The organism is Candidatus Photobacterium acropomis, from assembly GCF_030685555.1.
GTDB classification, from domain to species: Bacteria; Pseudomonadota; Gammaproteobacteria; order Enterobacterales; family Vibrionaceae; genus Photobacterium; species Photobacterium lucens.
The window spans coordinates 1,908,660-1,931,254 of record NZ_CP131609.1; the positions used below are offsets into that span (position 1 = coordinate 1,908,660).

Annotated in this window: 21 protein-coding genes and 2 pseudogenes; 13 read left to right on the forward strand and 10 right to left on the reverse strand. The window is 38.0% G+C overall.

Annotated features, from left to right (window positions below; genetic code table 11):
- Window positions 1-330: 330 nt before the first annotated feature.
- The 3 genes from Q7657_RS15805 (at window position 331) to Q7657_RS15815 (ending at window position 2,544) form a co-directional block, all read left to right on the forward strand.
- Window positions 331-771, forward strand: coding sequence for a GNAT family N-acetyltransferase (locus Q7657_RS15805; RefSeq protein ID WP_107167513.1), 441 nt, complete (start codon window positions 331-333; stop codon window positions 769-771).
- Window positions 772-906: 135 nt separating this feature from the next.
- The gene (locus Q7657_RS15810) at window positions 907-1,410 is read left to right on the forward strand and encodes a PDDEXK family nuclease (protein ID WP_107167381.1); all 504 of its coding nucleotides are present in this window, start codon (window positions 907-909) and stop codon (window positions 1,408-1,410) included.
- Window positions 1,411-1,515: 105 nt separating this feature from the next.
- On the forward strand, window positions 1,516-2,544 hold the full coding sequence (locus tag Q7657_RS15815; RefSeq protein WP_107167380.1) for a restriction endonuclease: 1,029 nt from the start codon (window positions 1,516-1,518) through the stop codon (window positions 2,542-2,544).
- A 221-nt stretch (window positions 2,545-2,765) separates the two neighbouring features.
- On the opposite strand, the pseudogene Q7657_RS15820 reads toward Q7657_RS15815, so the two are convergent.
- Window positions 2,766-2,987: pseudogene (locus Q7657_RS15820) on the reverse strand (transposase); the annotation flags it as partial.
- 495 nt (window positions 2,988-3,482) lie between these two features.
- Here Q7657_RS15820 and Q7657_RS15825 point away from each other — a divergent pair.
- Window positions 3,483-4,229 carry an HNH endonuclease gene (locus Q7657_RS15825; RefSeq protein WP_107167379.1) on the forward strand — a complete coding sequence of 249 codons (747 nt, stop codon included), beginning with the start codon at window positions 3,483-3,485 and terminating at the stop codon, window positions 4,227-4,229.
- 482 nt (window positions 4,230-4,711) lie between these two features.
- Window positions 4,712-5,203: a hypothetical protein gene (locus tag Q7657_RS15830; RefSeq protein ID WP_107167378.1), complete on the forward strand. Its 492-nt coding sequence runs from the start codon at window positions 4,712-4,714 to the stop codon at window positions 5,201-5,203.
- A gap of 5 nt (window positions 5,204-5,208) precedes the next feature.
- On the opposite strand, the pseudogene Q7657_RS15835 reads toward Q7657_RS15830, so the two are convergent.
- Window positions 5,209-5,364: pseudogene (locus Q7657_RS15835) on the reverse strand (IS110 family transposase); the annotation flags it as partial.
- Between the two features lie 193 nt (window positions 5,365-5,557).
- On the opposite strand from Q7657_RS15835, the gene Q7657_RS15840 reads away from it, so the two are divergent.
- The 3 genes from Q7657_RS15840 (at window position 5,558) to nadS (ending at window position 6,864) form a co-directional block, all read left to right on the forward strand.
- The gene (locus tag Q7657_RS15840) at window positions 5,558-5,833 is read left to right on the forward strand and encodes a hypothetical protein (protein WP_107167377.1); all 276 of its coding nucleotides are present in this window, start codon (window positions 5,558-5,560) and stop codon (window positions 5,831-5,833) included.
- 411 nt (window positions 5,834-6,244) lie between these two features.
- Window positions 6,245-6,583, forward strand: a complete 339-nt coding sequence (locus tag Q7657_RS15845) for a type II toxin-antitoxin system RelE/ParE family toxin (protein ID WP_053988129.1) — start codon at window positions 6,245-6,247, stop codon at window positions 6,581-6,583.
- Entirely contained in the window at window positions 6,580-6,864 is a 285-nt protein-coding gene (gene nadS, locus Q7657_RS15850) for a NadS family protein (protein ID WP_107167376.1), read from the forward strand. The genes Q7657_RS15845 and nadS overlap by 4 nt, the downstream gene beginning before the upstream one ends.
- A 138-nt stretch (window positions 6,865-7,002) precedes the next feature.
- Here nadS and Q7657_RS15855 read toward each other — a convergent pair whose 3' ends face one another.
- The 3 genes from Q7657_RS15855 to Q7657_RS15865 form a co-directional block, all read right to left on the reverse strand.
- Entirely contained in the window at window positions 7,003-8,406 is a 1,404-nt protein-coding gene (locus tag Q7657_RS15855) for a sensor histidine kinase (protein ID WP_107167375.1), read from the reverse strand.
- A gap of 2 nt (window positions 8,407-8,408) precedes the next feature.
- The gene (locus Q7657_RS15860; protein ID WP_053988126.1) at window positions 8,409-9,080 is read right to left on the reverse strand and encodes a response regulator transcription factor; all 672 of its coding nucleotides are present in this window, start codon (window positions 9,078-9,080) and stop codon (window positions 8,409-8,411) included.
- Window positions 9,081-9,153: 73 nt separating this feature from the next.
- Window positions 9,154-10,770: a phosphoethanolamine transferase gene (locus Q7657_RS15865; protein WP_107167374.1), complete on the reverse strand. Its 1,617-nt coding sequence runs from the start codon at window positions 10,768-10,770 to the stop codon at window positions 9,154-9,156.
- A gap of 149 nt (window positions 10,771-10,919) precedes the next feature.
- Here Q7657_RS15865 and Q7657_RS15870 point away from each other — a divergent pair, with 149 nt between their 5' ends.
- Both Q7657_RS15870 and metC read left to right on the forward strand, forming a co-directional pair.
- Window positions 10,920-11,321, forward strand: a complete 402-nt coding sequence (locus tag Q7657_RS15870) for a type II toxin-antitoxin system RelE/ParE family toxin (protein WP_258178302.1) — start codon at window positions 10,920-10,922, stop codon at window positions 11,319-11,321.
- Between the two features lie 137 nt (window positions 11,322-11,458).
- Window positions 11,459-12,646: a cystathionine beta-lyase gene (gene metC, locus Q7657_RS15875; RefSeq protein WP_107167373.1), complete on the forward strand. Its 1,188-nt coding sequence runs from the start codon at window positions 11,459-11,461 to the stop codon at window positions 12,644-12,646.
- Window positions 12,647-12,715: 69 nt separating this feature from the next.
- Here metC and Q7657_RS15880 read toward each other — a convergent pair whose 3' ends face one another.
- The 3 genes from Q7657_RS15880 to Q7657_RS15890 all read right to left on the reverse strand — a co-directional run bounded on the left by Q7657_RS15880 (window position 12,716) and on the right by Q7657_RS15890 (window position 15,424).
- Complete coding sequence (locus Q7657_RS15880) at window positions 12,716-13,423, reverse strand: hypothetical protein (RefSeq protein ID WP_107167372.1); 708 nt, start codon at window positions 13,421-13,423, stop codon at window positions 12,716-12,718.
- Between the two features lie 10 nt (window positions 13,424-13,433).
- Window positions 13,434-13,697 (reverse strand): hypothetical protein, encoded by a 264-nt coding sequence (locus tag Q7657_RS15885; RefSeq protein WP_053988123.1) that lies wholly within the window; start codon window positions 13,695-13,697, stop codon window positions 13,434-13,436.
- Between the two features lie 263 nt (window positions 13,698-13,960).
- Window positions 13,961-15,424 carry a protein adenylyltransferase SelO gene (locus Q7657_RS15890; RefSeq protein ID WP_107167371.1) on the reverse strand — a complete coding sequence of 488 codons (1,464 nt, stop codon included), beginning with the start codon at window positions 15,422-15,424 and terminating at the stop codon, window positions 13,961-13,963.
- A 206-nt stretch (window positions 15,425-15,630) separates the two neighbouring features.
- Here Q7657_RS15890 and Q7657_RS15895 point away from each other — a divergent pair, with 206 nt between their 5' ends.
- Both Q7657_RS15895 and Q7657_RS15900 read left to right on the forward strand, forming a co-directional pair.
- Window positions 15,631-18,207, forward strand: coding sequence for a PKD domain-containing protein (locus Q7657_RS15895; RefSeq protein ID WP_258178304.1), 2,577 nt, complete (start codon window positions 15,631-15,633; stop codon window positions 18,205-18,207).
- Between the two features lie 18 nt (window positions 18,208-18,225).
- Entirely contained in the window at window positions 18,226-18,627 is a 402-nt protein-coding gene (locus Q7657_RS15900) for a hypothetical protein (protein WP_107167369.1), read from the forward strand.
- Between the two features lie 57 nt (window positions 18,628-18,684).
- On the opposite strand, the gene Q7657_RS15905 is transcribed toward Q7657_RS15900, so the two are convergent.
- The gene (locus Q7657_RS15905) at window positions 18,685-19,542 is read right to left on the reverse strand and encodes a cysteine hydrolase family protein (protein WP_107167368.1); all 858 of its coding nucleotides are present in this window, start codon (window positions 19,540-19,542) and stop codon (window positions 18,685-18,687) included.
- Between the two features lie 262 nt (window positions 19,543-19,804).
- On the opposite strand from Q7657_RS15905, the gene cfa reads away from it, so the two are divergent.
- Window positions 19,805-20,947 carry a cyclopropane fatty acyl phospholipid synthase gene (cfa, locus tag Q7657_RS15910; protein WP_107167367.1) on the forward strand — a complete coding sequence of 381 codons (1,143 nt, stop codon included), beginning with the start codon at window positions 19,805-19,807 and terminating at the stop codon, window positions 20,945-20,947.
- A gap of 98 nt (window positions 20,948-21,045) precedes the next feature.
- Here cfa and Q7657_RS15915 read toward each other — a convergent pair whose 3' ends face one another.
- On the reverse strand, window positions 21,046-22,458 hold the full coding sequence (locus Q7657_RS15915; protein WP_107167366.1) for a hypothetical protein: 1,413 nt from the start codon (window positions 22,456-22,458) through the stop codon (window positions 21,046-21,048).
- Window positions 22,459-22,595 lie beyond the last annotated feature (137 nt).

Genomic DNA, 22,595 nt, shown 5'->3' on the forward strand with positions numbered 1-22,595 from the left:
TTGACTGTGTATTTATCCAGTTATAATGGAAAGCGTAAATTTTGCCGATTAAGTCTCGTTTTTAATCAGAAAATTTTCTTAATTATCTCAGCAGGTGTTTTTAACCTATTGATATTAAATAGCCAATTTTGTTGTTTGTGTATTTAATCCGACGGACAAAATACCATTCTTACTTTTACCAAAGAAAACATATCGATTGAATGTGATTTTTTGCGACTAACACTATGAAACGTAGTGCTTTTATTTGGTAAAATGTTGAATATTTACAGTATTAATAAAGCGTAAAAGTAAGAATGCTTATTAATATACTGTTAGAAAGTTTAGGAAAATATGGTGTTAGAATTAAGAAAGTCGGTGATATCAGAAGCCAGGGCTTTTGTTGAAATGGAGTGTTCTTATGATACAAAAGGCTTTGTTATTCCTTATTCACTAGAAAAGCACGCAAGTCTAATAGAGAGCAATGACGTAATTTATCTGTCTTTGTACTACGAAAACGAGTTGTCAGGCTTCATAATTTTGTCGCAAGAAAGCCAAGATGTCGTTGAGTTCAGGAGAATTGTTGTTGCTTCCAAAGGAAAGGGTCTTGGTCAACTCGCAATTAAAGAGATGGAACAGTATTGTGCGGAAAACTTAAACTGTTCAAAAGTCTGGTTAGATGTATTCGAATCAAACTCAAGAGGAATATATATTTATAAAAAGCTGGGCTATACGCAATTTAAAGAAGCGTTCTATGAAGGTAAGAAATTGTTATTCATGGAAAAAACGTTCTAACAAAGCGTTTAAGGCAGATTCGCAACGCATGGCATTCTCAGTTCAAATTGAGTTTTGTGTTTACGGCATAATGGGTAAGGCTATGTGGAGGCGTTGCTCACTACTTAACGCGGCGTTAGAAGCCTAAGGAAATTTATGTCTTCATCTGAAATAATGGATCTCTTAAAGAAAACACAAGAGATCGCACAAGAAAAATATGGTATCACAAATATTCTACAGCCCGGAGTAATAAAAGAGCTGATAATGGCTGAGATCCTTGGTCACAACTTAGTTCCTCAAAAAGATCTCCCAGATGCTCAAGATTGCGAGGGGGGTTATTACGAGTATTTAGCTAGTATTCGTCGTGTTAATGTAAAAACGAATAGAGGTTGTAGCTTTCAAATGGATAGAGTTACAAGTGACAATCTAAAGCGGGTTACTCGAAACGAAGCGTTTTACTTTGGAATATTCAAAACGCATTTAGAGATAGAGCAGGTATGGCGTGTTGAGATTCCTGTCGTATTGACTGAAGTTAAGCGTCAACTCAATAACTGCAAGAATAATATTGCACATATTAATTTTTTACTTAAATGGCTAGAAGCTAACGGTTCGCTAGTATACCCATCGGCTTCTAACAAATTGCTTAAGAGTGACGGCTAACTTTTGGCATTTTTGGTTCGGTTAGCTTCAGTGATTACGGTGGCTTTACTTTGGTTTCGTAGCGTTAGCCGCACCTTAGCAAGGCGTTAGAAGTATGGGGAAATTATGCAACTTAAAGATACAGTGCGAGATTGGGGCGGTTTTGAAGAACTCGTTGAAGATTTACACAAATCGGAAGGTTTGAATGTGCAGCGAGATGTGACCTTAACTGGTAAATCTGGTGCGACACGTCAAATTGATGTTCTAATCGAACATAAGCAAGGCCCTTACGAATATCGTACTCTTGTCGAGTGCAAATATTGGAACAAAAAAGTTGAACGAGCCAATATCGATGTACTCTATGCGGGGATGCAGGATCTAAATGCAGCCAAAGGCGTCTTTTTTACGACAGTTGGTTATCAGTCAGGAGCAGAAACTTATGCAAAGTCGATGGGAATATCGATCTTTGTTGTTCGAGAATTAACTGACGAGGAGTGGGGCCTACCAGGAAAAGTAATAGATTTTTATTTACAGGTAGTCAGGAAATCTATTGTTAAAATTGAGCCTTTTGAAACTAAAGTTTCATTTGCAGAATTCTGCGTAGACAGAAGTAATCCCGGTATATCGCTTGAATTTACCGAGAATAATGACCGTTCTAAAAATGTTTTAATATCGAAGCACAAAGAGAAACATAAAACCTTTGAATCTCTCATGGAGCATGTAGCAGAAGAAGCCGTCCATAGATACCAAAAGGAGCCCTTACTCATAAATGGCGGTGAAGAGTGCACTAGATACATAATGACGAAAGTGAATGTTCCATTCTCTGATGAACTTCAGGTGTTCAATAAGGATAAGATCTTTTTCTTACCTAAACTAGAAATGGATGTTGCATTAAAAGTGACGCAGTCACAAATTCAAATAGATCGCAGTTCAAATTATCGTTACGCACTTGCTGTAGTGGATTGTGTAAATGAACAAGCTTTTTATGCAACCCGAGCACAGGATTCGGAATTTTCGGATTGGAGGCAACTGAAAACAGCTTCTGAACCTAGTTCTGAACATCTTGTAAATGGGAGCATAATGACTGTAGCAATAAAAGGCTTTTTCCCACCAGATGAAGTGAGTCAATTAGTGCCCACGCAGGTAAACTTCTAACAAATAAGGATATGTGTCGCGAAGCCGACACCTATCCGAAGTGTTGGACAAGCCCAAGCCACCTTATATAAGTAAATATTGGAAATAGCATGAAGGGTGATGACAAAAAGCAGTCGAGCGTTATCCTTGGTGTGAACCAATAACTTTAATACTCTGATTTATAATAAAATCCTCTTTAGTTCTGCAGCGTGAAAGCCATTATCCTTATTATTGAACGTCGATTATCTGGGTCGAAATATTCCCGTTAATTGCATGACATGTTGGCAGCAGGAGCAAAAGGGTTGGGCTTTTATACATACCGTTTTATTTGTTGAGGGCAACGTCAGTTGCCCGGCTAACATGAACATAAATTGGATAGCTTGAAGCCGCTTCTTTTCATGTCCTCGCAACAAACCATAATCACGTACTCGTCGAAACCCTTTTGGTAACACATGCTGCAATATCTACTGCCAATAACCTTGAAGGATACGCTTAAAGAAAAACTGTAAGCCATTGCGATCAATTTTCACGGTACTACATGGATGTGTTGAGTTGTTGGACAAAATACCTTTTCTGAAGGTCGGTAGTTAACGTGTCTGATGATGTATCCGGCTGCTGAGTAATGCGATGTACAGCACGACTATAAGCATCAATCATAGCGGGACATTTACCTTGCAAGGTGAGATAGGTAAGGTGTTGTTCATAAGAATAATCTGAACGATGTATATATGATAAATATTTTTAGAAAGTTGTATTTACAATAGTTTAAGGTGTGTTTTTTCACTTTACTGCACAGTAGCTTCATTTTATAAACTATTTCACAGGGACTTTTAATACTTGGTTATTTGTATGCAAATCGGTTTTAGTGTTTAAGGTAAAAATTTTTAGTTAAGTGGTATAGCGTTATCGCCCGTTAGCAAAGCGTTATGTATTTATCGAAATTTCAAAAGAGGTGAAAATTGAACTTAGTTGAGTCTAGTACTGAAGTCATAGAAAATGCGCGAGAATTTAATAAGATAGCTAAAGGGAATTGCATTGCTTATGACCGTTTTTCTCAGTTCTTCCATTGGTATTATTTTCCAGAACTTGGCTTATTTGCTCCAAGTAAATTTATTGGATACAAAAATACAACAGTTTCGAACTACGTTGGTAAAGGGCATGGTGGAGAGACTCAAGCTGTCTTGAATAAGTGGTTTTCTAAGTTAGATGAGACATCGGAAGAGTACAAATTTGCTTCTGATGAACTACAAAAGTTTTCTGCTAAAATTGGAAAAAAGTTATCAGCAAAAGTGTTTAATGGAACTGGTGGTATTTATTTACTTTCCAGCCATATTAATCTTTCTTTATATCCAGATGAGACTAATGATGCTGAATACAAAGAGGGTAAGGTAAAGCAAGTTACTATTAATGCTATCGAACGTAATCCCGAAGCTCGTCGGAAATGCATTGAATATTATGGCGCCGTGTGTAACTCATGTGGTTTTAACTTTTCGAAAAAATACGGGGCAGAGTTAGGTTCAGGTTTTATCCATGTTCATCACGTATTGGATTTAGCTCTTGTTGGGAAAGAGTATATCGTTGATCCTATAAATGATCTTCGTCCACTTTGCCCGAATTGTCACGCAATGGTTCATAGAACAAAGCCAGCAATGCACCCAGATCAGTTAAGAGAAATTATCAAAAATCAAATAACAAATAACAAATAACAAATAACAAATAAGGATATGTGTTGCGTAGCCGAGAACTATCGAAGTGTTGGATAAGCCCAAGCCACCTTATATAAGTAAATATTGGAAATATCATGAAGGTTGATGCCAAAAAGAAGTCGAGCGTTATTATTGTGGTGAACTAATAATATTAACGTTATGATTTATAATAAAATCTTCTTTAATTCTGAAGAGTGAATGCCATATCATTTTACGTCAGTTATCTGGGGCGAAAAATTTCTACTAATTGCATGATATGTTGATACTATGGATAAAATTATTTTCTTTATTATTGATTTCACAAAGAAAAAACTATTTTTTGCTAAGTTGGGACTGATGCTTTTATTTTGAGTCATGCTATTTGCCTGCATATTGATTTAATACATCAAGCATGGCTAAGACCATGCGATGAGGTAGAGGGAGACCATTTCATCATCTTGATGCAGTTTTATGTAAACCAGTAAACCAAGGAGAGGCTTAAATTGAATATAGTAGAAAAATACCTAGTTAGTTCAGTATTAGAACATTTTGAGTTATGGGATATTGATACACAAAATAAGTTGTCTTCATTACTATTAAGTATTGAACAAAAAGGACTTGAATCTGGCGTGGGTATTGATGCTAGAGTTGGCCAAAATGCACATTCAGCACAATTGAAGTTTGGTAAATATGTACCAAAGAAGCAGGGAAGATGGTTTTTTTCAATAAATACGACTCCTAAGTCATTTAATATATCAATCCCTGACCGAAGTGATTTAACGATAGATTTTCATGAGGATTTTAAATTAGATATTTTAAGTGGTAAAACAGGAAGCCATATAGTAATTGCCTCTACAGATGCTGCACTTCAACCTGTAGATATTTATCTTAGTGTGATCTCTGAATTCTTGAATTGGGTAGAACAATCAATTATTCAAGGGAAAATCAAACTTGATAAGCGATACCCATATTATCCTCAGTATAATCCGCAATAGCTTTACATCGAAAGGATGCATTCATCTGGTTGAGCAATATAGTTTAGAAGCTTACTTCGAGGTAATTTTTTACGGCTAATATTCTTTCCTTTATGATTGATTTCAAAAAGAAAGAAAATACTTTTTGCTAAGTCGATACCGATGATTTTATTCTGAGCCATGGTCTTTACCTGCACATTGATTGAATATATCAAGCATGGCTCAAGACCATGCGAAGAGGTAGAGGGAGACCATCTCATCACCTTAATGCGGCGTTAGGTTTGCCAAATTACTTCTGAACTCAAACTTTTTAAAAAGTTGTACATTGCTTTATGTTGTACTTGCACATAACTTTCTACAGAAAAGGAATTTAAATTGGCGACACAATTACCACTGAAAATGGCATATCCATACCTACAAAGGCATGGCGTAAATATTAATTATATTAAAGAACTTAACACAGACGCTTGGACTAAAAAAAGTTATTCCTCATCTGTAAGACGTGGTTACGTTATTCGAGAGTTAGTCAAACTACACATGCTAGAACAATTTATATCAGAGCACTGGAATCAGGATTCAAGTAAAACAGTACGTTCAAGTGTTGAGCGATATCTAAGAATAGCAAATGAATTTGATGGCATTAAAAAGTAACAAACCTAACAAATAAGGATATGTGTCGCGAAGCCGACACCTATCCGAAGTGTTGGACAAGCCCAAGCCACCTTATATAAGTAAATATTGGAAATAGCATGAAGGGTGATGACAAAAAGCAGTCGAGCGTTATCCTTGGTGTGAACCAATAACTTTAACACTCTGATTTGTAATAAAATCCTCTTTATTTCTGAAGCGTGAAAGTTATTATCCTTATTATTGAACGGTAGCGGGACGTTTACCTTGCAAGGTGAAATGGATAAGGTGTTGTTCATAAAGATAATATGAACAATGTTGCTGTGCTTTATTCATGATAAATACTCCTTTTGGGAAAGGTGTATTTACCGTAGTTGAGGTTATGGGTTTTAATCTGAATTTGCCAAAAGTAATCCATTGGCTTACACTTCAACTATGCATACAATCGTTGAATTACCCGAATATAAGAAACGAGTTGAGAAACTCCTTTCTGAAGACGAGAACAAACAAATCATCAGCTACTTAGCTGAGCACCCGAAAGCAGGTGTGCTAATGCAAGGTACAGGTGGAGTTCGTAAGCTAAGGTGGGCAAAAGAGGGCGGTGGTAAAAGTGGTGGTGTGAGAGTTATTTATTACTACCATAGTGAAGAAATTCCACTGTTCATGCTTTCTCTATTTGGTAAAAATGAGAAAGCAAACCTATCTAAAGCTGAATGTAATGTTCTTAGTAAACTAACAAAAATACTTGCAGACAGTTACAGGAGGCAATCATGACTAATGCATTTGAAAGTATCCAGCAAGGTCTAATGGAAGCCATAGAATTTGCCGATGGTGAAACTAAAGAGGCTACTGTTCATAAGTTTGCCCCTGTTGACGTTAAAGCTGTACGTAATAATGTCGCAATGACACAAGCTGAGTTTGCATCTACTTTTGGTATCAGTCTTGGCACATTACGTCATTGGGAACGAGGAGACAGAACTCCAAGAGGTCCAGCATTAGTGCTACTTAATGTGCTAGCTAAAGACCCTCAAGCAGTGATCAGGGCTCTTGCGTAACCAAATACTGTCGCGAAGCCGACACCTATCCGAAGTGTTGGACAACCCCAAGCCACCTATTGGCATGATATATCAAATAAAAAAGCAGCAATGAATAATCCTCATTGCTGCTTTTTTGTTTTCAACATATTAGCTTGTTTATTCGCTACAATTCTTTTTTGGAATTTTCACTAACACTTGAAACTGTCCATTGGCTAATTGGTTTATTGATAGTTCGTATTCGTTAATTTTGCAGATGTTATCAACGATAGATAAACCTAAACCATAGCGATCGTTATTGGAGCGAGAATTGTCATGCTGAAATAACGGTTGCACCAGTTTATTCACTTCGTGCTCAGAGTAATTAACAGGGGATTGATTGGTGATAGTGAACATTACATGTTGAGTATCATCATTAATCGCAATATTAATAGCAGTACTTGGCACACTGTAAAAAAGTGCGTTATCTAATAAATTAGTGATAATGGTTTTTAAACAAAATTCGTCCGCAATAATAGGTTGCTGAAGTGTATTATTTAAAACTACACGCTGTTTAATATCGTCATATTTAAAGTTTAAATCGTGAATCACGGTACTTAATAAGGTTGTGATTTCAATCGGTACTTTATAAATAGAAAGCGAATGAGAAGTGCGTTGTAGTAATAATAGGTTCTCTACAATGACTTTCATTCGGTTCGATATTTGGAGAATGTCCGAAGTGAAGGTTTTTGCTAATCGTTCATCATCAGGAAAACGTTGATGTACTTCGGTAAGGGTGATGATTTCAGCAATAGGGGTTTTAATTTCATGGGCGATATCTGAGGTGATACGCTTTTCGTTATCGACCATGTTACGGTTGGTTTCGAGGAAATTATTAAGCTCGTTGCGGATCAAATCCACTTCAATATAAGAAGATGCTGATTGTTTAAAGCTGAATGTTTTACTTTGGCGTTGTTGTTTATCTTCGTTAAAGACTTTGATTTGATTGTTTAGGTTCTCAAGAGGATCAAGCCCTTTATTAACAATCGTTTTAGCTACCACTCGCATAATGATCATGGAAAGTAAAAAACTACCAACCAGCAAAATATCAAGAATGCCTGTGACTTTATCAAGCCCTGTCGTGGATGCATAAATAGTTAAATAAATAGGAGTTGGCTTTTGATCTTTAGGTTTTGCTAAGTATGAATATAAGAATGCCTTGCCGACTTCTCGGTTAGGTAAGGTTACATCGACAATTTGATAGCTATTTAGTGGTAACTTCTTATGCAGCAAATTGATATTGGGATAATCACTCAGGGAGTTGGAGCGATAAATAACGTCATCATTTTTCCAGATCTGATAATAAGCGTAATCTTTATCGCTGCTAATGGCATCAGCAAAGGCTTGGATATTGGTGATGGTTTTAAATTGCCCTGCTTGCTCTTGGATCTCTAACTCAAATTGCTCTTGTACCCAATTATCGACACTAAAATCAACAAAGGTAAAAACAATAATAATAAACAAGCCAAATACCGCACTGATGGCGTTAATAAGGTTGTTTTTAATTGAACGTGTTTTTGTCATGTTTAATTCTCGATGTAGTAACCAAAACCACGTTTGTTTTTGATCGGCAGTACCGCATCAATTTTCTTGGCTTTTTTTCGCATGGTGGAGATATGCACTTCGATAGTATTCTTCGCAATGTAATCGAAGTTATTCGCAATATTATCGCTTATCATGCTGGTAGTGAGGATTTGACCTCGATGAGTAAACAAGTAATCGACAATCTTGAACTCATTGGGCGTTAGCTCTAAATCATGGCTACCGTAGAACAGGGTTTTCTTATTGGGATCTAAGATAAAACCATCAATTTCAATGGTATTGGTGATATTAATGGCTTGGCAACGACGTGAAATCGCCAGTACACGGGCATGGAGTTCGTCAAAGGAAAACGGCTTGGTAACGTAGTCGTCAGCGCCTTGCAGTAAGCCATCAATCCGATCTTGGCTGTGGGTTTTCGCAGAAAGAATAATAATGCGGGTTTCAATGCCTGTTTGACGGAGTTTATTTAAGATCGTCATACCATCAACGCCCGGTAGCATCAGATCTAAAATAATAATGTCGTATTGATTATTTAACGCTAGGCTGAGCCCCTCATCGCCATTTTCAGCTTCATCGGTAGTAAAACCTAAATTATTAAAACCTACTGCTAAGCTGCGACGTAATGCCGATGAATCTTCGATAATTAATATCTTCATGGAGAGCTCAAAAAAAATGTATACCTATAAGAGATTATAAGTATACATTAATTTCGATTGTTAATTCAGGTGTTTATGCTGCAACTTGACAGCTTGTCGTGATGTCTAGCTTAGGATTGATCACTTTTGATTTCACACCGTACAAGCTGAGTAGGCTAGGGAACAGGTTATCCTGTGATAGCTCTGGTTGATTTTCTTTCTTCTCTAAACACGTTTTGTTGATCCCTTTTGCTTGAGCGTATTGGTTTGGTAACCATAATAGCCAAGGTACGTGTTTTTGCTCTTTAGGCGCAATTGAGAAAGGGGCTCCATGAAGGTAGAAACCGTTCTCGCCTAATGATTCACCGTGATCCGACATATATAACAAGGCAACGTTATATTTATCTTTTTTGGCTTTCAGCATTTTGATCATTTGCTCTGTTACGTAGTCGGTGTACAGAATGGTGTTGTCGTACACGTTTTTAATTTCTTTATCGCTACAGTTTTCAATGTCACTACGGTTACAAGACGGTTTAAATTTGTCGAATGCAGCAGGGTAGCGTTTGAAATACGTTGGGCCATGGCTGCCAATTAAATGCAGTACTAAGAGCTTATTTTTATCGTCTTTGTTTATGAAGGCTTGGGCTTTATCTAACATTACGCCATCGTAACAGCTAGTGCCATTACAGAACTTGTTATGCTGTGATGGATCTGTCGCCTCATAATTAACACGATCAGCCACGCCTTTAGAGCCGCCATCGTTATCAAGCCATAACACTTCAGCACCTGCACGATGAATAATATCAACCGCATTATCCTGTGAGTACGCACGCTCTTGGTTGTAGTGTGCTCGGGTTAAATTAGAGAACATACAAGGCACTGAAAGCGCAGTGTAAGTACCGCAAGATTCGACGTTTTTAAACGATATGATGCCTTCATTTTTGGTGTACGGATTGGTATCACGATCGTAGCCGTTATAAGCATAGTTATAGGTACGTGCGGTTTCACCTAACAGCATAACGAATAAGGTCGGTTTATTATTCTCTGTTGGTTTTAGCTTGGCATCCAAACCTTGTTGTTTAAACGGTAGTGGCTTGTAGATGAACTTTTTATATAAGTATTTACCACTCGCATATACATGGCCGGGAATGATCATACGGTTTAAGAAGTGGTTGTTTCGACCAACTGCCGCATAGGTTTTAAAGGTGGTTAAACCCACAAGCAAAATAGCTGTGCAAGCGATACCTAATAACGCAATACGAGAAACGATATCTTTAACAAAAGAATCTCGTTTGTTGATTTTTACCATGGCAATCCAAATGCTTGGCACGATACCAAAGAAAATCACATACATGATGGAAGTGGCATTGAGGTAAGAAAATGCTTCATCTGAATTAGTTTCAAAAATACTTTCAATGACCGCATTGTTAAACAGAGTGTGGTAATTCACTTCTGCATATAACGCCATGGATGAGGTAATGGTTAAGAAAATCATTACAGGCTTAAAAATATATGGCCAGCACAGTGCAGTAAAGATAATGATGAACGCTGCCATCAATACAATTGGTGCTGTGTAAGGGAATAACACATTAGATACTGACTGGCTTAAATCGAAAATTTTAGCCAAGATCGGGTAGTTAAAACATAGGGTGAAGTAGGCTGACATCACCAAGATGAAGGTGGTCATCTTAATTTGAAAAATCTGGCGCATTATTGGCTCTTCTTAGGTATTGAATAGCCATATCATCGGGTTTGTAACTTAAGGCTTACTTAAGATCCCTAATAATATTGTTATTAGGAATAGAAATATTAAACCAGCTATTCAACAAAACTGATTATGAACGCACTGGCGTTTTTCATATGATTAAAGAAAAAAGCAGTATAACTATGAACATCTATCTTGTTGAACAAAGCTCACTCACCATGCCTCTTTATGACTTTTTAGACGGAGTTTCTGACAAGTTACGTTTGGCGATTTTTAATAAATTCACCTCATATCAAACTCACGGTGATGTGTACCACTGCAAGCATTTGAAGATGCTCAATGCTAGAATTTGGAAATATAAAGGGGCGATTTTTAAACTGCGTGTTGATAGTGGAAATGAATCAGCGAGAGTGCTGTTTATTAAACACAATCACGATCTTGTGATCTTACATGCCTTTTTAAAATCTACCCGAAAAACACCAAAGAAAGATGCTCACCAAGCCATTGCCGTCCTCCAACAAGTGGATGAATTAAACAAAGTGGTTTGGTTTATCTAAGCTGTTTCTTTGTGAGAATATTCTCTTTATTTAATGCTCAGTGGTAACTCAAGGCTATGATAATCATCTAGTTTGTTGTGGTTATTCATGTTATACAAGAGTCAGATTAGATAAACGAGTAAAGGGATCACGAAGTTATGTCTAGTAAGAAAATGGATACCGCATTAGTGAGTGCAGGACGAAAGAAAAAATATACTCACGGTGCGGTCAATAGCGTTATTCAACGTGCATCATCCTTGGTTTTCGACACGGTTGCAGATAAAAAACACGCCATTAAGAACCGTGCCAAAGGGGAATTGTTTTATGGTCGTCGTGGCACGTTAACTCACTTTGCGCTTCAAGATGCGATGGTCGAACTCGAAGGTGGTGCTGGCTGTTATTTATACCCATGTGGTGCGGCGGCAGTATCTAACAGTATTTTAGCCTTTGTTGCATCGGGCGATCATGTCTTGATGACAGGTGCTGCGTATGAGCCTACTCAAGATTTTTGTAACGTGGTACTAAAAGGCTTAGGTGTCAGCACCACTTATTACGATCCGTTGATTGGTGAGGGGATTGCGGCACTGGTTCAGCCGAATACCAAGGTGGTTTTCCTTGAATCACCAAGCTCTATCACGATGGAAGTGCAAGACATTCCTGCGATTGTAAAAGCAGTACGCGCGGTGAATCCTGATGCTGTGATCATCATGGATAACACATGGGCGGCAGGGGTGTTATTTAAAGCACTCGATCATGGTGTTGATATTTCTGTTCAAGCAGGTACGAAATACATTGTAGGTCATTCAGATGCCATGATTGGTACTGCGGTAAGTAATGAACGCTGTTGGGATCAACTACGTGAACGTTCATACTTAATGGGGCAAATGGTGGATGCGGATACTGCTTATGTAGCGGCTCGTGGTTTACGTACTATGGGTGTTCGTTTAAAACAGCATCATGAAAGCAGCATTAAAATCGCCCAATGGTTAGCTGAACGCCCAGAAGTGGCACAAGTTAATCACCCTGCATTACCTAGCTGTAAAGGGCATGAATTCTTTGTTCGTGATTTTGCGGGTAGCTGTGGCTTGTTTTCGTTTGTCTTGAATAAACGTTTATCGAATGAAGAGGTTGCGAGCTTCCTCGATCATTTTGAGCATTTCAGTATGGCGTATTCATGGGGCGGTTATGAGTCTCTGATATTGGCAAGCCAGCCTGAAGAGCTAAACCGTATTCGCCCAGCAGGCAAAGTTGATTTTGATGGTACGCTTATTCGTGTTCATATTGGCTTAGAAGATTGTGATGATCTTATTGAAGATCTTGCTAACGGGCTTAGCCGAATTGCGTAATTAATTGGGCTACTTGTTTGGTTTAAAGAAATAGCGCCTCTCAATAAGGGAGGCGCTATTTTTTATTAGTTATTCAACATTATACAGCTCATAATCACCCATTTGAACGATGCCATAACCTTTACACATGGTGCGTATTTGAGAATCATCCATCCATGGAGCATCAAATTCATAAATCACACAATCAGTTAATGTCTCACCTTTAAAATCGTAAGTTGTTTTTGCAAGTAATGTGAAATAAGTGACTGTTTTTATATCACTTTCTGAATTGGTTAGATTACTATCACTATGTTCAGTATATTTTCTTTTTACGACACTAAAATCAGAAAGTACTTGTCCAATTTTTGCTGAGTTTGATGTATTGAGAACTATGGTATCGGTCGCTTTATAAGATGTTGGTACATCGCCCCAATAGTTTTCGCTTTCTGTGGTTTTTTGATTATCTTTGGTTTCGCTCCATTTAATAAAAAACTTTAATGCACCATTTTTATATTCGTCTTCTTGGTACTCTCGACCTGTTTCATCGTAGTGAAAACTAAATATAAAGTCGTCTGTTGCGTATTTATGTTTTAGTTGAACAAGCTTTTTTTCGGTTGGTTGATAGGCTTTATAGTTAATTAGATCATCATCTTGTGTAACAAACTTCCCCGTATTATCAATAACGGTTTTGCCGTTTATTTTTATATCACCATACACATCTAATGATGCAGCTGATAGGTTAAATGAAGCGACTGTAATTAATGAAGAGATAGCCAAAGTTAACGTTGTTTTAAACATAATGATTTCCTCATTTAATAATTAGATTGCCTTTAATGGTCAGATCTTTATTTAAAACAAATGTTTCTCCGTCACCGATATCTAAGGTATAGGTTTGACCTTCCTCGATAACTGGGGTTTGTTCGATTGCTTTAATAAAATCTTCTGCCGAAGTGAATGTTTTTTCTGGGGCATCTTTATCAGTGGGTTCGGTATTAACATCAGAGGAATCTGAACCGTTACAACCCAGTAATAAGAGGGCGGAGCTAAGTAGTATGGTCTTGAGATATTTCATATTAACCTCTCGTATTTTACTTAGAGGTCAAACCATATTCCCTTATAAATAATATGGAATAGTTATAATGGGTGAGCGATATATCGCTTCCATAATTACTATTAATCTATATGGTAATTGCAATAAAATGCTTTTATTGATCTCATTTTATCTTAAATAGATCACTAGTTATTTTAATATTGAGAGTAATTAGTATTAGCAATATTTAGTGTTCACAATTAGCTAATAGAGCGAACACTAAATAATTAATAAGAATGGAATGATTAAGACGAACAACTAATTTCTAGCTCTTTGCCCCATTTAGGCGGTAGATCAGCAAGATCCTCAAAGTCAGGATGTTCATCAAATGGATCATGTAAAATTGTTAATAGATTCTCCACTAATGTGAAATCACCTTGCTCTGCGCTATCAATAGCGAGTTGGGCTAAATAATTACGAAGAATGTATTTAGGGTTACTTTTGAGCATTAATGCCAACCTTTGTTTATCATCGATATTTTCAACCCGCTTTTTATAAGCTTGCAGCCACTTATCGACGGCAGTTGTATTTGTGGTGAGGTTTGAAAAGCGCACTGCTGAGGTAGGTAATTCTGCTTGCGCAATCGTTGAAAGAGTGCGGAAGAATAGGGTGTAATCCATGCCGTTTTGTTTCAGTAAATCAAATAACTGTTGGAACAGTTCAGTATCTTGTTCTTGGCTATCAAACAGCCCTAATTTATTACGCATTAACTTGCTATAGCTAATTTGTAATTGATGTTGATAAATTTCCAACGCATTTTCTATATCGGCTTTATCAATAATAGGTACTAGGGCATAGCCTAATGCGGATAAGTTCCATAACCCAATTGATGGCTGTTGGTTAAAAGCGTAACGTCCTGAATAATCTGAATGGTTACAAATAAAGCCGGGGTTGTAGTCGTCTAAGAACCCATAAGGCCCGTAATCAAAGGTTAAGCCTAAAATAGACATGTTGTCGGTATTCATAACCCCATGCGCAAATCCAACCGCTTGCCAATGAGCAATCATCTCTGAGGTGTTACTACAGATCTGCTCAAACATCGCAGCATACGGCTTTTCAGCTTGTTGTAATTCTGGGAAGTGATGTTGAATCACATAATCGGCAAGTAATGTAAGTTGTTCATGTTGCTGGGTATAGAACAGATATTCAAAGTGTCCAAAACGTAAATGGCTTTCTGCTACCCGAATAAGAGTCGCACTGAACTCTTGTTTTTCTCGATAAACAGGGGTGTCGCTACCTATCACGGCAAGGGCATAAGTAGTAGGGATGCCTAAACCTGCCATAGCGGCACTGGCTAAATATTCTCGAATACTTGAACGAATCACCGCACGTCCATCACCCATGCGTGAATAAGGGGTCAGTCCTGAACCTTTTAAATGCAAATCCCACTTTTTTCCTTGGCTGGTTTGTACTTCACCTAATAATAAGCCTCGACCATCACCTAAATCTGGGTTGTATTGTCCGAATTGATGCCCTGTGTATTTCATCGCAATCGGAGCAAACCCAGCTAGCGTGTCATTACCACTAAAGATATTAATAAAATCGCTATGGTTAAGGATATTAACATCGAGCTCTAACTGTTTAGCGACATCAGGGTTAATGCTGATCAAATAAGGGTTCGTTAGTGGTTGTGGGGTAACAAAGGTGCCAAATAAACGTGGAAGTTGGCTATAGGTGTTATTAAAGACAAGCTGATCTAGGGATTTCATAGCAATCGTATCTGATGGGTTTACGGAATATTATAGAGTGGCTCAACGATTATAGTTAAGTACTTACATGACTTACATTGTTAAGCATGAACTGCATCGAGTGACGCTATCGCTCAATAGAATAGTAAGTTGCTAACTAATATGATTCCTCGTTCATTTATACCGATTGAATATTGAAAGGGATCATGATGATTAGCACAAGGAACATGCTTTTATTGAGTACCTCATTAGCCATGTTTGGCTGTGGTGGTGGCGATGGTGGAGACTCGAAGCCTCAAGCTAAAGCGGCAGATGATATATATACTTATGCAAATAAGAGTGTGGTTATCTCGTCATATCATCTGGATCCTAATGGTGACATCGTTGATGTTGTTTGGCAGCAATCGCCAAGTGATAACACGGCTGTTGAACTAAAGAAAGTGAACAGCAGTGCTATTTTTACTGTGCCTGATATTCAAGATGATGAAGTGTTTAACTTCACCGTAACGGTAACCGATAACGATGGTGAAACCGCATCCGATTCAATTAGTGTTTATGCTAAACCTGCCGAAAAATCTTTATCTCTCTCTTTTGTTGGCTTAGGTGATACAAAGAAAGTCACTAATCAAAAAACCGTTACGCTAACTGGTAATGTTGTATCTGATCATGAAATTAAACAGATCCTAGTAACAAACGGGAGAACTAGTTTATCGACCAATGCTGAAATTGATGAGATGTGGTCAGCTACCCTTGATTTAGATGAAGGTAAAAACGAAATCACGGTAATGGCATTAACAGCGGATGAAGCACAGGTTGAGATTGTATCAACGATCAATTATCACCCTGCAATGGACTTCACTACGCCGTTAACATTAAGCCAAAGTTCTTTTGTATTAAATGAAGATGCCGCTACGGTTTATGCTCAGATTGGTACCTCAAATGATAAAGATCCTCAGATCACCTTGCTCGGTGCAGGGACTAATTTAGATGAAAGTGCCGATGGCATTGATGATGATGGTATTTATGCAGGCTCTTTTACTTTTAATCCAACCAAGGAAGGTAAGTTCTGTTATCAAGCACAAGTGTCTGATAGCGAAGGTAATGAATATACATCTGAACCTGCTTGTATTTGGGTGTCTGAAAAATATACCTCAGAGCAGGTAACGAAATCAGTTGATATTGCAGACAGCGTTGAAAGTTGGCTAGATGCCCAACTTGCGCAAGGTAAAGATATTCATGCTTCTGCAAAAGAGGTAGTTGAGCAACTCAACGTTCATAAAGATGTGGGTGCTGCGGGTTATACCTATGAAGGTGGCATTTGGTGGGTAAATGAAGACGGTATTTTAGGACTACATAATCCATTGGTTGAAGATTCAAAATCAGCAGGTCGTGGCGGTGTTATCGCACCAACGCCTGTGGTGAAAGCGTCGTTTGAAACTCGCTATTATGATGATGTGATCAACAATCAGCCATCGGCTTATTCCTCTGTATCTGAACCAAACCGCATTCAAAGTTCAAAAGCGGTGATCATCAGCCCATTTATCAATAATCCTGACGTATCTGAGTTTAATAACTTCTTTAATACGGATGATTACTATGGGGTTTGGAAAACCATTAAAGATAGCCAGTCTTGTAAATTATCGCCAGACAGTGAGTTTGTGAATAATGAAACGGTTGGAGTATCGCTAGATAGCTTTAAAGATTTCAGTACCTTTGGTTATATTCATTTTTCTACTCACGGCAATAATTACTTTAATGGTTTATTTAAAATCTGGGATGAAAAGTGGGGACCAAGTGATTTCTTAAAAGGGTATTTATCGGTATCTGGTTTATATACTGGGATTGTTTTACCTAAAAATGAAGATGGCACTTATAACTTAGAAGGTTATGAAAGCGATCTTTACATGAAACGTTTAGCGATTGGTGCTGGTGGTTCGTTAATTATTCTTCCTTCGTTCTTTGAGCATTATCTTACAACGATGCCTAAGAGCTTAGTGGTGCTGTCTGCTTGTCGCTCTGTTTATAACAACTCATTAGCTAATGTCTTTTTATCTAAAGGCGCAGGTGCTGTGATTGGTTATGATGATTATGTGTTATCAAGCTATGCTAAAAATACTACCAACGCCATTATTAAAGATATGCTTGATAATGACTCAACCCTTAAACAAGCCTTTGATACAGCAGTGAATAAACACGGTAAGAGTGATAACAGTGACGATGAAGCATTTCTGCGTATGCGTGGCGCAGAAGATTTGAAACTATCGAGTGGTTCATTCGAAAACCTGAGTTTTGAACAAGGTCAATTAAATGCGTGGGCGAAAAAAGGCGATGGTCGCATTATTACCAACCTTGGTGGCACAACACCCCTTGATGGTAAATTTGTTGGTGTAGTATCAACAGGCTTAGGTTACACCACTGAGCTTGGTAGTATCGAACAATCAGCGTGTATTGATAAAAACGTTACGACTTTAAGCTTTGATTGGAAGTTCTATTCTGAAGAATTTTTAGAGTTTTGTAATACGGGCTATGACGACTCATTCACCTTAACCTTGTGTGAGTCGGGTACTGATAACTGTTCAAGGTTTGAAACCAGTGTAAATAAATTGTGTGAGAATAAAGATGCGCTGATTGAATCAGATGTGACGTTTGATAAAGGCGGTGTTTATAATACGCAGTGGATCAAAGAGCAGTTAGATATTTCAGCCCTTGCCAATAAACGTGTAAATCTAAAAATTGAGGCAGTCGATAAGGGTGATGAAATTTATGATAGTGCAATATTGATTGATAACATCGTTGTTGAATAACGAAATGTAGGTGCGCTGATGTTGAAAGTGTTTTCTGCAAGCGCACCATTATTATTTTTATTGATGCTGACCTACGGTTGTAATGTGAAATCTGATGTGGTTTACCAGTCAGATCATGTTGGTAAAGTCACGTATCATTATAAAGATAATGATGGTTGTGACTTAAAAGAAGTCGATAAGAATATTGCGCTGTTTTATCAACAAATAGAGCGTAGAGAATTAGTGCCATTGAAGGCGATTTACCAAGAGGATGATCCCTTTATTCAAGAATTGACTACATTGCCATCGATTAGTATTCATAAAGATAAAGCTGAATGGTATATCCCGTTAGCACCATCGAGTAAATGGATCTACGTTAAATCGAAAGGCACTATCAATGTGTTTGCTTACCCTGAGAGTTTGAAAACACTCTGTAAATAAAAAAATGTCGTTAGTGGAAATAATTACCACTAACGACATTTTTATTTAGCTAAACATTTAATTAAAAACAACGTCTTCTGTTTTGGTGATGTGTACACCTAACCGTGCCATTTTCTCGATAAATGCTTTTGCTTGCTGCTCGAAACCAGCAACAGGGCTGGTGGTATCAACTAACAGCGTAAGCTTTCTGAACTCATCTTGGGTTAACTTCTCAACCATTTGCTCAACAGTGCTAGCAACACAGTGTGATAACGCTTGTCCTGAAATCAATACGTGATCGTTTTGTTTAACCAACTCAACTAGTTGTGGATCAAACTGGGTATTCTTATCATCAGCAAGTGGGTATTCTGCTTCACAGCCACCATAGTGCTCAGTGTGTGGGTTTTCGCCTTTTGAAATACTGATATGTTGCGTATTTGTCTGTCGTTCCCAGCTTTGAATCGCAGTCTGAATGGGTTCAACAATATTGTGTCCAGCTGTGCCCATTACACAGTGGGTTGGCCAAATAATAAGGCTGTATTTACCAGCTTGCTCTAGAGATTGGGTGTAAGCAAGCACATGATCACGAAGCTCTGGCTTTGTTGGTTGCCATACATCATCAACAATGTCTTGGTGGCTAATTAAGGTGAAAGGTGCTGGGTGTTCGCCAGCTTGATTCTGCCAATAAATGCCATGAGCAATGTCGTATTCGTTATGACTATCTAGCGTTACTACAATCGAATTGATGTGCTGTTGATGTTTTTTGATAAAGTTTGCCAGTCTTTGAGCATCATTCCATGCGCCAGGGACAGGCAGAGCAGGGGCGATAGTCTTTTCTGGTTGTTCTGAACCTAAGGTGAATTGTTCGTTAACTGGAACATCATAGAAGTCATATTGCGGATCAATGATGAGTAACGACGTCATTGGTTGACGCATTGCATGCTCCTTTATGCTTTGGGGACTTGACACAATAATGAATAAATCATGAGAAAGAATTGCGCTAAATATACGTGGATGAGCGTTAATTGAAAAGAATTATCATCAACATCATAATCAATAAACGTAACTATTTAATTCAGTAATATTTAATCTATTAGTTATTGATACTATTAACTAAAAATTATTTTTTAAAATTCTATCTTGTTAATAAAAATCTAAAAAGGCAATTTGTCATACAAATATTTTCAAGGTATTAGAAATGAAAAATGACCAAATTTTCCAAAACATTTTAGATTTTGCTGATGTGAAAATTAATGGTGATCGACCATGGGATATCCAAATTCACAATGAAGCTGTTTTCGATCGGGTATTAAAAGATGGCTCATTAGGCTTTGGTGAAAGCTACATGGACGGTTTGTGGGATTGTGATGCGATTGATGAAATGATCTCCCGTGTTTTACATGCTGGTATTGAAGATAAGCTGGCAACCACCACTAAAATTCAGCTGGGTTTGAAGGCAGGGGCATCAAAGCTAAAGCATCTGTTTAACCCACAAAGTGTTGAGCGTGTTACGAAAGATGTGCCTTTCCACTACGACTTAGGTAATGATTTGTTTGAAGCTATGCTTGATCCTCGAATGACATATACCTGTGCTTACTGGAAAGACAGCGATGATCTTAAATCAGCACAAGAAGCTAAGTTAGATTTAGTCTGCCGTAAAATGGGCTTGCAACCGGGTATGCGATTATTAGATATCGGTTGTGGCTGGGGCAGTTTCATGATGTTTGCTGCTGAAAAATACGGTGTAATTTGTGATGGTTTAACACTATCAAAAGAGCAAGCCGCATTAGGTCAAGCTCGCGCTGATGAAAAAGGCTTACCGGTTAACTTTATTCTTCAAGACTACCGTTTATATAATCCAGTACAGCCTTATGATCGTGTGGTATCAATCGGTATGATGGAGCATGTAGGCCCTGAAAACTATGAAGATTATTTTAAAGCTGCTTATAGCTTCTTAGCCGACGACGGTATTTTTCTACTCCATACCATTGGTAGTCCAAAATCAAAATCTGCTACCGATCCATGGATTGATAAGTACATTTTCCCGAATGGTGTGATCCCATCAATGGCGCAAATTGGTGCATCAGCAGAAGATTATTTCAACATTGAAGATGTACAAAATATTGGTCCTGATTACGACAAAACGTTAGTGGCGTGGAACGAGAATTTTGAGGCGGCTTGGCCTAAATTAGCGGATAAATATGGTGAGCGTTTCTATCGTATGTGGCGTTACTATTTATTATCTTGCGCTGGGGCATTCCGTTGTCGTGATTTGAATGTATGGCAGTTTGGTTTAACTAAAAAAGGAGCTGAGTTACCTGTTTCTGTTCGTGCTGCTTAATTTAGTTGAATAGGTAAGTTAATTTAATCATCATAAAATCAGTTACATAAGTAAAATAAAAAGCTCACCGTTACAACAAGATAACGGTGAGCTTTTTGCTATGCGGTTTTCGCCGGAGGTGGGGTATCAACAATCACTTTCTTGCTCGATGATGATTTCTTTTCTTGTGGCAGAATAGGCTCAATATCAACGATTTTTGAACGGCTCATGATAATCTTCCAACGTTGAATACGTACGGTTTTATCTTCGTCGGTTTCTTTGGTGATCAAGTTAATTAAATGACGTTTTTCAACTGACTCTTTAGTGACTTGACCATCATTGAGTTGATACAAACGTTGCGAGCCTTTTTCCATTAATGCCGCGACGTTACGTAAATCTAAAATGATAGACTCACGAGTTTGTTCATAACCACTTAAAAACTTGGTTGGCGACATACGGGTTGTGCTCTTGTAATGAAGAATCGTTTCTTCACGGTGAGACACCTTGTGCTTACGAGTTTTACGAATATCAGGCGGTAAACTGTCGTAACTGATGTATTCCAGCCATTCCAATTGGCGACCAATTAAATGGCTGGTGTTAGCATCAAAGAACTGCTTACGCCAACGGGCTTTGCCTTTACGCAGCCAACGCCATAACATACTTTTTAAGTCGTCTTTAAACACTTCACGAGCAGCGTAGATCAGTGATAGCACCAAGATAAAGGATGCGGTGATATCACCTAGCATACCGCGTGCTTTGATCAGCATTAATGTCACGAAAATCATCACGATACCCGCTGCTGCACCGGTTACGATTTTGCGTGTACTTTTACCCAATTCAATGGTCTTTTCACTCATGGTGACAGGGTATTCAATCAAGCGACGTAATAAGCGCATCTTGTTCGACATACGCGTGGGATCTTCCATCGCCTTTGCCGAATTATAGTTGTGCTTTATACGATGCTGAGATTCTGATTCACAGATCTCTAATAGCATCGCTTTGATGGCGTTGTAGTCGTTACCACGAGGTAGGTGAGCCACAAGCTGTAAAAAACGTTGCTCAGTAAACCAAGATAGGTAGTTATCAATGTTTTCGTAGTATTTAAGAAGCTTCTTATCACTTGGAATATTTCGGCGTAAACGCTTTAAAATGCGCACCGAAATATTGGCTGATTCTTCAATATCTTCAAACGAAAGATCACCATTTTGGTTCAACAGATCCTGAGTGGTTTTCTCAAGTGCTAACGCATACTGATAAGCATATAAGCTCAAACTTAAACGATACTGTTCAATGGATAGTTTGCCACGGCTGGCGAGTCGACTATGAACTAGTGGTAGGTGGTTTACATCACTGAAATAAGTACGCTTTCCTTGAATGGCACTATGATAGAACTCTTCTTCAGAGATGATATTGGCGTTTAAACCAAGTTCACCTGGGATGAAGATATACATATCGAGCTGCCGATTGGTTGTTTCTTGAATAACATGGGATATTTTGAGTTTATGCCCATCTTTTTTATCGACAGTGATCACTTTAGCGATGTCCTCCACAGGATCTTGCAGTTACTAGGTATAAAAGCGTGTTTTTATTAATTTTAGAATATATGTGCAATAAATATTACTGTTAACGATGCAACTGAGCATTGATAGCATGAAAAATCGTCAAATAA